Annotated in this window: 9 protein-coding genes; 3 read left to right on the top strand and 6 right to left on the bottom strand. The window is 46.5% G+C overall.

All coding sequences use genetic code 11. The annotated features are described in order from the left end of the window. The first annotated feature begins 1 nt into the window (after position 1). Both G5B43_RS02410 and G5B43_RS02405 read left to right on the top strand, forming a co-directional pair. Positions 2–1381, top strand: a complete 1380-nt coding sequence (locus G5B43_RS02410; RefSeq protein ID WP_165293106.1) for an aspartate aminotransferase family protein — start codon at positions 2–4, stop codon at positions 1379–1381. 8 nt (positions 1382–1389) lie between these two features. Beyond that, entirely contained in the window at positions 1390–2688 is a 1299-nt protein-coding gene (locus tag G5B43_RS02405; protein ID WP_240904695.1) for a DUF5690 family protein, read from the top strand. Between the two features lie 70 nt (positions 2689–2758). Here G5B43_RS02405 and G5B43_RS02400 read toward each other — a convergent pair whose 3' ends face one another. Both G5B43_RS02400 and G5B43_RS02395 read right to left on the bottom strand, forming a co-directional pair. Then, positions 2759–3919 (bottom strand): TIGR03364 family FAD-dependent oxidoreductase, encoded by a 1161-nt coding sequence (locus tag G5B43_RS02400; RefSeq protein WP_165293104.1) that lies wholly within the window; start codon positions 3917–3919, stop codon positions 2759–2761. 20 nt (positions 3920–3939) lie between these two features. Further along, positions 3940–4635 carry a phosphonatase-like hydrolase gene (locus G5B43_RS02395; protein ID WP_206367199.1) on the bottom strand — a complete coding sequence of 232 codons (696 nt, stop codon included), beginning with the start codon at positions 4633–4635 and terminating at the stop codon, positions 3940–3942. 268 nt (positions 4636–4903) lie between these two features. Between G5B43_RS02395 and G5B43_RS02390 the strand changes: the two genes are divergently transcribed. Then, positions 4904–5527: a helix-turn-helix domain-containing protein gene (locus G5B43_RS02390; RefSeq protein WP_240904694.1), complete on the top strand. Its 624-nt coding sequence runs from the start codon at positions 4904–4906 to the stop codon at positions 5525–5527. Between the two features lie 22 nt (positions 5528–5549). Here G5B43_RS02390 and G5B43_RS02385 read toward each other — a convergent pair whose 3' ends face one another. From G5B43_RS02385 to G5B43_RS02370, 4 genes are all read right to left on the bottom strand, one after another. Then, positions 5550–6284 carry a hypothetical protein gene (locus tag G5B43_RS02385; protein ID WP_165293103.1) on the bottom strand — a complete coding sequence of 245 codons (735 nt, stop codon included), beginning with the start codon at positions 6282–6284 and terminating at the stop codon, positions 5550–5552. A 166-nt stretch (positions 6285–6450) separates the two neighbouring features. Beyond that, the gene (locus G5B43_RS02380) at positions 6451–8895 is read right to left on the bottom strand and encodes a phosphocholine-specific phospholipase C (protein WP_206367222.1); all 2445 of its coding nucleotides are present in this window, start codon (positions 8893–8895) and stop codon (positions 6451–6453) included. Positions 8896–8920: 25 nt separating this feature from the next. After that, entirely contained in the window at positions 8921–10414 is a 1494-nt protein-coding gene (locus G5B43_RS02375) for a SusD/RagB family nutrient-binding outer membrane lipoprotein (protein WP_165293101.1), read from the bottom strand. Between the two features lie 11 nt (positions 10415–10425). Next, on the bottom strand, positions 10426–13647 hold the full coding sequence (locus G5B43_RS02370) for a SusC/RagA family TonB-linked outer membrane protein (protein WP_206367198.1): 3222 nt from the start codon (positions 13645–13647) through the stop codon (positions 10426–10428). Positions 13648–13709 lie beyond the last annotated feature (62 nt).

Raw genomic sequence — 13709 nt, 5'->3', positions numbered from 1 at the left:
TATGACGGATCGAAACTATTTACAGACAGAGGGTGATATCAACCTCAGTCACGCGCGGAAGCGGTGGGCAGAAGGAATAGCGGATGATGAGACGACAGCAGCATTAAACAGGGATTCGACGTCTTTTATGCACCAGGCGCTTTCTACGCCTTGTCTGGATGTTGTCGGTTCGAGTGATGGTGTATATATTCAGAATCTGGCGGGAAAGCAATACATGGACTTTCATGGGAATAACGTGCATCAACTGGGGTATCATAACACCTATATTCTGGAGCGGGTCAAAGCGCAGCTGGATACACTTGCCTTTTGTCCGAGACGGTTTACAAACATGCCTGCCATCGAGTTGGCGGAGCGACTGGTGTCCTTGACGAATGATTCCCTTACGCGCGTTCTTTTTGCTCCGGGGGGTACATCAGCCATTGGCATCGCCTTAAAGATTGCCCGTTTCTATACCGGTAAACAAAAGACGATCGGTATGTATGATTCCTTTCATGGCGCGTCTATGGATAGCATCTCATTGGGTGGAGAATATGTATTTCAGCAGGGATTAGGGCCACTGATGCCGGGGAGTGTTCACATCCCCCCGGTAGATACATATCGGGGTATGTGGTATAAGGAAGATAGCGTTTATGGTGATACGGCTTATGCCGATTACCTCGAATATGTGATTCAAAAGGAGGGAGATGTGGGTGTGCTCGTCATGGAGACGATAAGAAGTACGGTGGTACATGTGCATTCTAAGGCGTATTGGAAACGAGTGCGGCAGATCTGTGACAAATATGATGTATTATTAGTACTGGACGAAATTCCGATCGGAATGGGGCGTACCGGGAAGATGTTTGCTTATGAACATACCGGTATCGAGCCGGATATATTGGTGTTAGGGAAGGGGTTAGGTGCTGGAATTATGCCGATGGCTGCTGTGGTATGTAAAGAGAAACTCCATGTGGCGTCTTCGATTTCGCTGGGTCATTTTACACACGAGAAAAGTCCGTTGGGCGCGGCTTCAGCTTTGGCCGCGTTTGATTTTATGGAGCAAAGGGATGTGCTGGGACATGTGAATGAAATGGGGATTTATTTTCAAGAGAGGCTGCTGGCTTTGAAGGATAAATACCAAATAATAGGCGATGTACGAGGAGTTGGACTCTTATGGGCAATGGAGGTGGTGCGCGATAGAGAGACAAGAGAAAAGGATACGATGGCCGCCGAACGGATGATGTACCTCTGTCTAGAACGGGGTCTTAGTCTAAAGGTGTCCGATGGCAGTACGCTGTCTTTGTATCCACCATTGATCATCTCCAAACAGGAGTTGGATATTGCGTTAGGGATACTGGAAAGGAGTTTAATAGACGTTATGGGCGATAATATTTCTGCAAGATGAGCACTTTGTTGAGAACTGTATCAAAGCGCCTATCCGGTGTTTCGTATCGTATGCAGATGGTGTTGCTTGCTTTAGCGGCATTTGGCTGCTATACGAGCATGTATGCCTATAGAAAGGCGTTTACGGCGGGTGTTTTTACCGAGTTACCGCTTTGGGGTGTGGATTATAAAGTATGGCTTGTCATTGCACAGGTGTTTGGCTATATGCTGAGCAAGTTTTACGGTATTAAGTTCGTATCAGAACTTGGGCAGGAAAGGCGGGGAATCAAATTGCTCATCCTGATTGGTGTAGCGTGGTTATCGCTGTTGGGGTTTGCCCTCGTACCGGCTCCTTATAATATCGCTTTCATGTTTATCAATGGTTTGCCATTGGGGATGATCTGGGGTATCGTCTTCTCGTACCTGGAAGGCCGGCGCGCGACGGAGTTTCTGGCCGCGATTATGAGTGTGAGTCTAGTGTTTGCGTCTGGCTTTGTGAAATCACTAGCGCGGTTCTTGATGGAAGAATTCCATATTGTCGAGCAATGGATGCCTTTTGCCACAGGGCTATTGTTTGCGGTACCGCTTGTGCTTTTTACGTTGGTGCTGGAGGCTGTTCCATCGCCGGATAGCAAAGATAAAACTTTACGGAATGAGCGTAAAGCTATGTCGCATCAGGAACGTCTCGCTTTTTTAAAAAAGTTTCTACCAGGATTGATTATTGTCGTGTTTACTTACCTTATATTTAGTGTGCTGCGTGATATACGAGACAATTTCGAAGTAGAAATTTGGGCGGATATTGGGGTGAGGGAAACGCTTATTTATGTGCAGACGGACTCGCTGATCGCACTCGTGGTATTGGTACTCATGGGATTACTTATCTGTGTGAAAAATAATATGAAAGCATTTACATATATCCATGGGATGCTGTTCTTGGGATGTTTGCTTGCGGGCGTTTTTACGTATTTATTCCATGCGAAGGTGGTGGATGGTGTGCTCTGGATGATTATGACGGGCCTGGGCTTATATATGGTGTATATACCCTTTAACGCCATTTTCTTTGAACGTTTTCTCGCCTCTTTTAAAGTGAAAGGAAATATTGGTTTTTTAATGTACCTGGCGGATTCTGTTGGGTATCTAGGGAGCGTTTGTGTGTTGTTGGTACGAGAACTCGGCCTTGTGGAGACAAGTTGGGGTGATTTTTTTCAGCATGCTGTATTAGGGGCTGCAATACTGGGAGGAATTTCCGTGGTATTTTCATGGGTATATTTTAAGAAGAAGAAAGCGATGGCTCGGATTCGTGTGGAGAACGTCGAACTAGCCAGTTGATATGTTTCTTATCATCAAAAAATAGACCGGTCTATAATTTACTAGACCGGTCTATTTGATGTTGCCTAACTTATGAATGGTATAGGGCTGCGATACTGTGTTCTGCGTATCCGGCGCTAGCAGTCATTCCTTTGCCACCGATACCTGTACGAATGTGGATACGATCGTCTATTTCTCGTTCTAAGATATGTTCATCGTGCTGGGCATAATATCCGGCCCAGGAGATAGCGATTTGGCTTTCGTTTATCGGTATGATTCGGTTGGCCTCGGCAAGTATAAGTTTATTGATGTGTGCATTGATACTATAACCTAACTCCTCGAATTGCGTTCCTTTGGCGTATTCGTGTGAATCTCCAATGATGATACTCCCGTCTGTAGCTTGCTTAAATAGAATGTGGATACCCCATTCTTGAAGTTCTTCGTAATGCAGTGGTGTATGCATACTGGAAAATGAGGGGCAGTAGGCTTCGAAGCTTTCGTAGCGCCGGATGGTTAGCCCGGTGAGAATATTGCCCGGTAACTGGATTTGTGGAAGTGGAACGGTACGCAACATTTGTAGCTTACTGATCTGCAAGCCGCTGTCTTCAAACTGCTCTCTGAAAAGTAATTTGAATTCGTACCCGTTGCAGATGATGGCTTTTTCGGCCTGAAATACCTGGTTATCTGTTGCGTTGAGCTTGACTCCGCTTGCAGTACTGTCACAAGATAATACCGTTGTATTGTAATGTAGTGTATAGTTGGAGAACTTTTGCCGTAGGTATAGATGAAGACGATGAATCATGATCTCTGGCTCGACACTGAGTTCCTGCTCAAAAATGATGGCCTCTTTAACGTAGTCTGCTTTGATATCTGGAAATTTGGTTAAGATTTGCTGTTTGTTCCATAATTGATGTGCATAACCCGTTGTGGTGTAGTGTGTGGAGAGTTCATGTATTAATTGAACTTCATCCTTGTCAGATGCAATGTAAAAGCTTCCATTATTTCTTGCCGTGATATCGAATTCGTGCTGTATAGTTTTGTATAGTTCTAAGCTCCGACGACCAAATTCAAACCATTTATCAGACATCCCGGAAGGTACAACCTGACCAAAATTGCGCACAGTAGAACCGACGGGGAAATTGTCTTTTTCCAATTGTAGAACCCGCAATCCACGTAGCAGGGCATGATAGGCGTGGAAGGTTCCTAAAATGCCTCCGCCTATTATCACTAAATCGTATTTATGATTTTCCATTTTTTTAACCATTCTTGTTTTTAATCTAGTAGGGGTAAAATGTCCATCAAGTTGTTGACGATATAGCTTGGGTTTGCAGTCTTTAATTGTTCTGCCGTATGGGCACCCGTCGTTATACCGATGGTGAGCCGGCACCCCGCATTTTTTCCTTCTGTAATGTCGATTATGGAATCGCCAACTTTGACGACTTCATGTCCGGCAGTTATGCCGAGCATGTGCATGGCGAATTTAATCATATCGGGGTGTGGCCGGTTCTGAGGCACATCATCAGCCGTAACAAGTGCATCTATATCCTTTTTAACACGCCATCCAAGCCTATTTAACAACGTTTCCGCGGTATGTTTATTATAGCCGGTATTGAGTACAATGCGTATATTTCTTTGCTGTAATGCCCGAAAGAAATCTAGCGCGTTATCTTGTGCGGTTATTGCGGCGGTTTGATAGGTTTTGTCAAGCATATTCAGAAAATCTTGGAAAATTGATTCGATAATGATATCATCTGGTTTCTCAAAAAATGTATTTAATACGGATTCGATAGCTTGTTTTTTCTCTTTTCCTGCGCCCTCGGCCAGGACCTGTTCTAATGTAACATCATATCCTCGTTGATTGATCGCTCTCTGTAGGGTCTTATATACGAGATTGTCTTCATCCACGGTCGTGCCGGCCATATCACAAACAACCATTTTGATTTTTTGTTTTCCCTGTAGTATTGTCATATTTAATTTGCTATGGAACTAATTATCTGTATTATTTATATGATACAAATATATGGATTAGTTTAGTATTTATAAATAATTATAATGGTATGACGACTTTATTGAAGCTTAATTGTGTTTTATATAGGCTTTTTGCCATAAAAGAAGATGTTAATTAATATTTTGTTTACTTTAGCTAAACATTATAGCTTGGTTTTTTGTTTATAATACATGTGTTGTTTTATTAAAGTTTATTATATTTAGTCCGGTATCAATATCCTGGATATAGATGCGTTATATTACAAACGTAACCCCCTCGGGAATAAAAGCGATGGAAGATAATACGATATTTAGAATAAGTGCGAAAATAAAAGAGATCCGAAAGGAAAAGAATATCACGTTACAGGAACTGGCGGATAAGGCGGGCGTAACAAAAGGTCTTATTTCTCAAATTGAAAATAACCGGACTGTCCCATCTCTACTCGTTCTGATAAACATCGTGAGTGCATTGGATGTAGATCTTAATGAGTTTTTCCAAGATTTCAAATCGAATAATGAAGCTGGGCCTATTGTGGTCCGGAAAAAGGAAGAATATGAAAATTTTGAGAAGGAGCATGCGATCGGGTTTCATTATAAGCGGATCTTTGCTTCTTCAATCGATAGTTCGACCCTAGATATCGTATTGCTGGAACTGGCTCCTGATGCAACACGACCTATGGTGGAAACGGAGGCCTTTGAATATAAGTATATCGTGTCTGGAAACGTAAAATATATTTTTCCTGACCGCACAATCGAGCTGGAAGCCGGAGATTCTGTTTTCTTTGATGGCAGGATCTCGCACACGCCGAAAAACATTGGAACTATTCCTGCCGTAATGTTGATTGTTTATTTTTTTGAAGGCAAAGAGACGTGATTCCTCGATAGTTAGGCGCTGTTTAGATCGAAACATCAAAATCAGCCGCCGTCGGTTCTGATCTTTCAGTTTCGACCAATGCAAGACCGTTGTCATGCAACTGGAAATGATCCTTAACGTCCCAGGTCCAGGTTTTGCCCTGTCGGGTGTTGATACTGACAACCGTATAAGTTACCATAATCTCGTTGTCGTCGACCGCTACATCAATCTTGTCGAACGTTTCTTGTATAGTCGAACCATCGGGGATCGTAGGGCAGCTTTCTAGTTTTTGCAATGTGGTGCTGTCGTCGCGGAACCAGTGACGCAGGAAGCCTAGGTGGGTGTCGGAGCATTGGTAACCCAGATCTAATGCAGTAAGTATTTTACATTTTAGGTTGCTGCGGTCAGGAGCTGCCTTGCCGTCCCAAGCACATTCATTTCCAATAAAAGTTGCCACATAGCCTAGTGCGGCCTTTTCCGGATCGGATATACTGGCTACATAGGCGTCGTCCAGCACGATGGTACTGACGGTTGCATCATATCCATCCATAGGCCGGTCTTCGCGCCAAAGGAATTTGACTGCTTGGGACTGCAGCTTGTATGGCTTCGCCACGGATGCAGTGGTATCCATGCTTTCTGGCCGGGAAGAGTCTGCCTGTGTAACCTGCGTACCACTTTTGCTCGGCGTTTGACAAGCCTGTAGTGCAACGAGTAGGAGCGTACAATAGGTAAACCAGCGTAGGGTGAAAAGGTGAGTAGTGTGCATCGATCTGTCCATATGCTTAGCAAGCTAAGATAATTTCTTCAATTGTCAAACAAAAATAAGCATTACATGTACTTGTACGTACTGGTAATGTCGTCAAAAACGTGTTATAATGGCTTTGCAAACTTAATACCTTTTTATTTTCAAACACCCAAAGCGTGCGCTTCGGGTGTTTACTAGGTTAGGAACCCTGCGGAACTTTCCCATATCCCATGAGCGGATCGGTCATGCTGGATTTACCGGTTTCCAGATGCCCTGCATAGCGATAGACCTGCCTTTCGTCGTCTAGCGAACGTATCTCCAGATCATACCATCCATAGCTTTTACGGAGATCAATCTCTACAACGCGCCGTTGGGCTGTATTTTTGATCAGTGTGCCCTGCCCGTAAGAGAGATCACGGATGGTATGTGGACCGTCAGACTGACGCATATCGATGGATAACATTTGCTTATCCTGTTTCTGACGGACGATTCCCATGTTGGTAACTGCAGGTGTGATAGGGCCTTGGAATGATCGATAAAAGCCATTCGGACCATGGATATCTACCCGATACCTGTGGTCCCGGAAATGGTTTAGTTTCCAGCTATAGGTCAGCGGCTCTTGGCTACACACCGCAAAATTCCAGACACCCCGATTGCGCGACCCATCCTTGTAGCTGTCGTACGTGAGGGCGATAAACGGAACGCCGATGGCTTTGTGAGCTCGAAGCTGTCCGCCGACGGAAAACTGTACGACAAGTTCGCCTGCACGCTCATCGACGTGCGCATTGACTTCGACGTCATAGGGGAGCGCGCAAGCTGGTTTTGTGCCTTCTTCTTGTAGGGGAAGTAGCGATTGGTTGGCATCCCCGCGGCGCCATGATTGAATCTGCTCGGCATCTAACGGCCGGAAGTTATTCGGAACTGTCTTGTCTCTGGCAGAATAAATACGTTGCACATAGGCATTCCGGTTTACAGGTGTAAGGGCAACGTCGGATTGTTTTTGAATGGGACGAAAAACCGATGTTAAATCGCCACAGATGAGTCGGCGCCAAGGGCTGATATTGGATTCGGTGATTTTTTTGCTGAATTTTTTCTCTAGAAAATGCTCCAAAAACTGGAGATTGGATGTATGGTCGAATACCTCTGAATTGACCCATCCACCCTTGGTCCAAGGGGAGGCGACGACCAGTGGTACGCGGAACCCCAAGCCAATGGGGCTGTCGAGTTCGGCGGTAACGTATTCGGCAGCAGTATCCATCCCTTGCGGTGTCTTGCCACTATTCGGGCGGGCGGTGTGAGGCGGAACAAAGGGGGGCACGTGGTCGAAATAGCCATCATTTTCATCGTACGTCAGTATAAATATGGTTTTCTTCCAGACGTCTGGATTGGCTGTCAGGATATCTAGTGCTTCTGAAACGTACCAGGCGCCATACCATGGCGATCCGGGATGGTCGGAAAAACGGCAGGGTGCGACGAGCCAGGATACGGTAGGTAAATTTCCGCTCTTTACGTCTTCGCGAAACTGATGGAATATATCGCCCTGGGGAACACGTACGTTTTTTTCACCTGTATGATCTTGGTAATGGATGGTTTCGAGCCGGTGATAGTTTGGGTCGGCTGTGTTCGTAACGAATGCGCGCTTATGTATATCCTGGGCCACCGGATCGAGCTTTTCAAAATTTTCGGGAGTGTAATAAGCCATGTCTTTTTCGAGTTGGGACAAACGTTCCTGGATCTTTTGCTGCTCGTCGTCGGTGATGTTATCGTTCAATGTTTCTCGCAGACGATGGGCTTCTTGAGCCATATACTGTCGATGGGCCGGGTGAAAGCGCACATTGTACTGGGCATGGAATTCTAAATTATTGTCTGTGAAATTGGCAAGCCAATCTTCCTCCTCAGGGGTGAGCCCGACGGGAAGGCTCAATTCGTTCTGATACACTTTCCAGTCGATTCCGGCTTTCTGCAATCGTTCGGGGTAGGTGGTCCACCGTACATCTTGATAGTTGATCTGCCCGTTATCGACGTGGGCAGTGGACTCGGGATTATGGGGTTCTTCGCGTATGGTACCTGCCCAGAAATAAGATCGGTTCGCGCTGGTACCAGTGAGGGAGGAACAGAAATGTTGGTCACATACGGTGAAGGCATCGGCAAAGGCATAATAGAACGGTATGTCTTGTCGGGCGTAATAGCCCATCGTTAAGGGCATGTGCTGATAGTCTGGATTACCGGCTTTTTTTGCCTCTAACCAGGTGTCCATCTTTCCGTCGTTTCTGGCGCCCACCATGTCACGCCATCCATGTGGGAGGGAACCCATCCAGGTGGCTTTGGTATTTTCGATATCCAGACGAAACGGTGGGAAGGTCTCCTCCTTGGCATTGGTTTGTAACCATACCGGTAAGCCATTGTCAAGCTGGAGAGCGCGCGGGTCGTTAAACCCGCGTACACCCTTTAATGTGCCATAACAATGATCGAAAGACCTATTTTCCTGCATCAGGAAGACGATGTGTTCCGCATCCAGATAAGTGCTCCCTTCCGGGGCTTCGATAGCCAGTGCGCGCTGTATAGAGCTGGGCATTGCCTGATAGGCGGCGGTTGCTCCCGCCAATAGAGCCGCTTTTTTTATGAATGTTCTTCTGTTATCCATCATCGTGTTAAATTACTGTTATTTTTTAGTTTAACCACCATGGTTGGCTATGGATGTTGTCGTCGCCGTCAAATTGGCGTTGGATCGCGTCGTTTACGTGCTGCGTGTTCTGATTATACTCGGTTTGGGGATACATCCACCGGTAGGCTACCTGCACGTTGGCTGCCTTGCGTAGCGTAGGATAACCTGTACGGAGGTGATCGAAATAACTCGAATATCCGCCTTGATGGAAGGAACGCAAATACTTTTGCATCATGATCCGCTCTAATTTGGCTTCGGTAGACGTTGCGTCATCCAGGTCTACCAGCGGTTGGGCGATATACGTTTCAACTTTATCTTCTGCTACGAAGGCGCCCAAGTTTTTCGCGTATGCGGCGTAGAAGGCGAAGGATGCGCGTATACCCTCGTTGTACAGGGCTTTTGCATCGTCGCTTATCCAACCGCGAACCGTCGCTTCGGCGAGTATAAATTGTTGCTCGGCATAGCCCATCAGTACAAAGGGTTCGTTGGTGGGATCGTCTGTGTAGCGGTCGTGTACTTTAGACAGACGCCCTGCTACGGCTTTATCGTTGACCTGTGCATAAGGGGCGATGGGGTCTCCGCCCTCGTACGAACTAAAATCGTCCAAGGCGGCCCCCGCCTCCCGGCCTAAACGCGTCTGTGTGGCAATGACGAATAGACGGGGATCCTTGTGATCTTGAAGGCGGCGAATAAAGGTTGAATCCATATACATTCCGGAACCGTAGCTGCTGGAGTTGAACTCTGGATAGCGCACATCCTGTTGATCCAGAAACGCGAGCTGTCCATCGTCTTCTATGCTTTGTAACAACGGTTCTGCGGCGTAGATTGCTGCAAACTCTGAACGAATATCCATAGCCACGCTTTCTTCGTGTTTAGACAAGGTCATCAGTACTTTTAAACGGAATGCGTTGATAAGCGCTATCCATTTATTTGGATTACCGCTGTAGATAATGTCACCATCCATCGGGTTGGGGTTGTCTTTGAGCAGCGTAACAGCTTCTTCTAATTCGGTTAGTATGCCTTGGAATACAGCTTCTTGGCTATCGTATTTGGGCTGGAAGATGGACGCCGACTCACCCTGCAACGCTTCGGAATAGGGAATATCACCGAAAAAGAGCGTGAGGTTGTAAAAATAGTAGGCTCGAAAGAACTTGCCGAGAGCAATATAGTTTGTTTCGTTAAGTTTTTCCGCCTCTTCCATCATTTTTTGAACATTCCGTAATTGTTGGTATTCGCCGAAGCCCCCGCGTTGCCAATTGTAAAGCTGGTTGGCGTTTTCACCGTCCGTCTGGACAATCATTTTGAGGATGTAAAGCGGTGTAGTGCCATGCCATACACGGAAGGCTTCCCATTCCACTTTACTGAGCAGAGCCTGGGGATGGGTTGTGGCGGCTTCGTTTGGGTTCTCGTTAATTTCCGTCAGTTTTTGACAGGAGTTAACAGATAGGAGGAAGAGGATCGAGATTCCTGTAAATAGAACGTGTTGTATCGTTTTCATGTCTGGAATGGTTAAAATTTGAAATTTAAGGAAGCGCCAATGTATCGGGTTGAAGGATCTTGGAGGTTATCGTCGTTACCGATACCGAAATCGGGGTCTACGTATGGAATCTTCTTCCAAACGAGCAGGTTATATCCAAAGACAGCGAAATCGAGGCTTTTCATTTTCTTGCTGCGGATGATCTTATTTAGATCGTAGCCGATCGATAGTCTTCTGAGCTTGACGAAGGTACGGTCGTATACGTTAGCGAATAGTTCACTTTCCGATTCGGTGACACGCGCTTGGTAAGGGTAGTTTTGGCTCCATGACTGCCAGCTGATTGCTTTATCGAATGGCTGGTAGACGCGGGTGTCTGAGGTGATATTGCCATTTACGTCGTACGTAACGTCGCCATCGGTTACGATGACGCCTTCTGGCACGTAAATGTATTCGCCGGTGTCATATTCTTCTTGTCGATAGCGTGTGGACGAGGGATGTTTGCCGCCCCACCACATCTTCTCGATGGTTTGCGACCGCATCACACCGCCTATAGAGCCATCGATGTCTAGGTGGGCCGTGAAATCTTTCCATTTGAACGTATGTAGGAAACCGAATTGCCAGTCGGGATTGAAGTAACCTAGGTAACGTGGAAATGGATCGCGTAGGGGCATACCGGTAGTCGGATTCAGGACGACCTCGCCGGCTGCGCTTTTTTGCCATACCTGATCGTAATAGGCGTCTGCTCGATCACCTTTTTGCAGGTTTCCAAGCTTAGCTTGGTCGCCATAGATAGATTCCAACCGCTCGACAGATCGCATCCAGTTAATGGTGGTGTTCCAAGAAAAATCAGTGTTCCGGATGAGGGCCATATTCAACACGGCTTCGACCCCTTGCGTCCGGAAGCGGTTCCCATTGACTTTACGGTATCTGAATGCGGATGCTTCGGAAATTTCAAGATCGATAATTTGGTTTTTGTCTAGCACGTTATAGTACGCCAGATCGATTGAAAACCGGTTTTTGAAAAATGCCATGGAGGTACCTAATTCCCATGAAATAGATTGCTCCGGCAAGATGGACGGATTGACAATGCTCTCGGGATAGGTAACAGAAGGTGTTGACCCGTAGGTAATGTTCTTTTTATAGTAGGCCAATAGGTTATAGGGGTCCAAGTCGTCCGATACGGATGCCCAGGAGCTGTATAGCTTTAAGAAGTCTACTTGACTCGGTAAATTGATGTAGTCGGATAGAATCGTGCTTAAGGACGCTGATGGGTAGAAATAGGAGTTGTTTTCGCTAGACAGGGTGGAAGACCAATCGTTACGTCCGGATAGGTTGAGGTAAGTCGACTGGAATAGGTCAAAATTAACGGATGCGTATACGCTTCGGATTACCTTATCCGTGCGTCGGTTCTCGGCCTTTATCGGCCCCTGTGTATTTCCTAGATTGTAGACGCCCGGAACGACAAGACCGTCAGTAGATTGAAAGACCTCGCTGTACGCACGTTTGAAGGTTGATGCACCCGCGTTGACGGTCATTCCTAAATTGTCGCTGAATGAGTCGGTATAGGTGGCGAGTACATCGGCATCAAAATTAAGTTGGTCTTTGTCCCACATCTTATAATCACCGTTACGTGAGTCGCCGTAATTCATATACGATTTTGGACTCTGCATATCCTCAAATTTGGTACGCTGACGCAGGGCCATGCGTCCTTGTACATTCAGTTTAGGTGTGATTTGCCAGTTCAGGCGGGTGTGTCCGTGCAGCACGCCCAGATCGCTCTCCTGGTTTAGTTCATACGCTGCAAAGTAGGGGTTGTTGTACCAGGCATAGTTGTAATTGGCTTGACGATATCCTTCTTGTCCCGGGACATAGAAATGGTTGGCAAGGTCGTTTCCATTGACGTCATTACCCATCCAAAGGAGTATGGTATACATATGGTTTTTGGGACCATAACCATATCTGGGATAGTTGGGTGATTGGACCTTATTGTAGGAAACATTCAGATCTAGATTGAGTGTGGGTAAAAATGTATAGGAAGAATTCATGTTCAGCCCGCCGGAGTGGAGTTTGGTGTTGGGAACCTGACCTTTTTGTAGAGCATATTTTCCTGAGGTAAACAAGCTTAACTTATCATTTTTAAAGGATAGGGTAAAGTTGTTTTCCGTAACAATGCCGGGACGGAGAAAGTCGCGTAGATTGTCGTGCGCCACCCAATCTGTCGGCACGCGTTCGTAGCGCGCTTTGTCGTTGTATATGGTCCCGCTGACATCACCCCACCAGGGAATTACCTCGCCGGTTTGTTTGTCACGGATCGGGCTGTTCCATTGTGGGTATTTTTCGCCGGTGTTGAGTTTTGGCCCCCAGGTCATATCGCCATCGGAGATACCGCCGTCGGCACCGTCCCAAAATTCGTACTGGCCATTGGAGCCGCTTCCGAATTCGGTCTGTGATTCGGGGAATACCGTGAAGCCCGCGGAAACCATATTGGTGGAACCAACCGTAAACTCGAGTGTTTCATTTTTGGCGTTTTTGGTGGTAATCAGGATCGCTCCGTCCTTCCCTCTGGAACCATACAGCGCGGAGGCAGCTGTTCCTTTTAAGACGTTGATGTTCTCGATGTGTTGGCTAGGAATGTCAAACAGATCGGTCTCTACCGGGATACCGTCGATGACAATCAACGGTTGTTTTCCGCGGAGGTTGAAGGAGGGAGCTTGGAAGATACCTGTCGGATTGTTGACGATTAGACCGGCTACCTGGCCTGAAAGGGCATTACCAATATTCATCGTTTTTGATTCTTCCAGTACTTCCGTCGGTACCTCCTGTGTAGCGTATCCTACTTTTCGTTTTTGTTGTTTGATACCGATGGCCGTGACCACGACTTCGTCCATATCGGTACTACTGAATTCATCCAGTGTGAAGACAGCGCTTGACCGCTTTCCGACAGAGACGATGTATTGGCATGTCTGTTTAGCAGAGAGGCCCGTGTAGGATACGGAAATACAGTAATTGCTGTCTGCTGGAAGGTTGCTAAATAGTGCCTTACCTTTTTCGTCGGAAGCGGAGGTGCGTTCGATCTCCAGTGTAGCATTCGTGACTGAAATGGTGGCTGCTGGAATAGCCTGCGAATTGCCGTCTTGCACAACGATTACAAGCTCGCCTACTTTTTGAGCCATCGCCCAGTTGCTCATACCGATAAGCAGCAGGAGGCTGAAGAAACCTTTGAAAGGTGTGCGATTGATAATGGATTTGTTCATATTTTGTTGGTTTTTCTGATGCATAAGTATTCCCTACGGCTGATTTTAGCCGTTTATTTATT

This window comes from Sphingobacterium sp. SGR-19 (genome assembly GCF_011043555.1).
In the GTDB taxonomy this organism is placed as follows: Bacteria; Bacteroidota; Bacteroidia; order Sphingobacteriales; family Sphingobacteriaceae; genus Sphingobacterium.
The sequence above is the reverse complement of the archived record's forward strand: the minus strand, read 5'-3'. Positions and strand labels throughout refer to the sequence as shown.

What these genes read in the sequence shown, in the direction of transcription:
- G5B43_RS02370 (WP_206367198.1), bottom strand. Translation starts at nt 13,647, where the DNA reads ATGAACAAATCCATTATCAATCGCACACCTTTCAAAGGTTTCTTCAGC.
- G5B43_RS02380 (WP_206367222.1), bottom strand. Translation starts at nt 8,895, where the DNA reads ATGGATAACAGAAGAACATTCATAAAAAAAGCGGCTCTATTGGCGGGA.
- G5B43_RS02385 (WP_165293103.1), bottom strand. Translation starts at nt 6,284, where the DNA reads ATGGACAGATCGATGCACACTACTCACCTTTTCACCCTACGCTGGTTT.
- G5B43_RS02375 (WP_165293101.1), bottom strand. Translation starts at nt 10,414, where the DNA reads ATGAAAACGATACAACACGTTCTATTTACAGGAATCTCGATCCTCTTC.
- G5B43_RS02400 (WP_165293104.1), bottom strand. Translation starts at nt 3,919, where the DNA reads ATGGAAAATCATAAATACGATTTAGTGATAATAGGCGGAGGCATTTTA.
- G5B43_RS02390 (WP_240904694.1), top strand. Translation starts at nt 4,904, where the DNA reads ATGCGTTATATTACAAACGTAACCCCCTCGGGAATAAAAGCGATGGAA.
- G5B43_RS02395 (WP_206367199.1), bottom strand. Translation starts at nt 4,635, where the DNA reads ATGACAATACTACAGGGAAAACAAAAAATCAAAATGGTTGTTTGTGAT.
- G5B43_RS02410 (WP_165293106.1), top strand. Translation starts at nt 2, where the DNA reads ATGACGGATCGAAACTATTTACAGACAGAGGGTGATATCAACCTCAGT.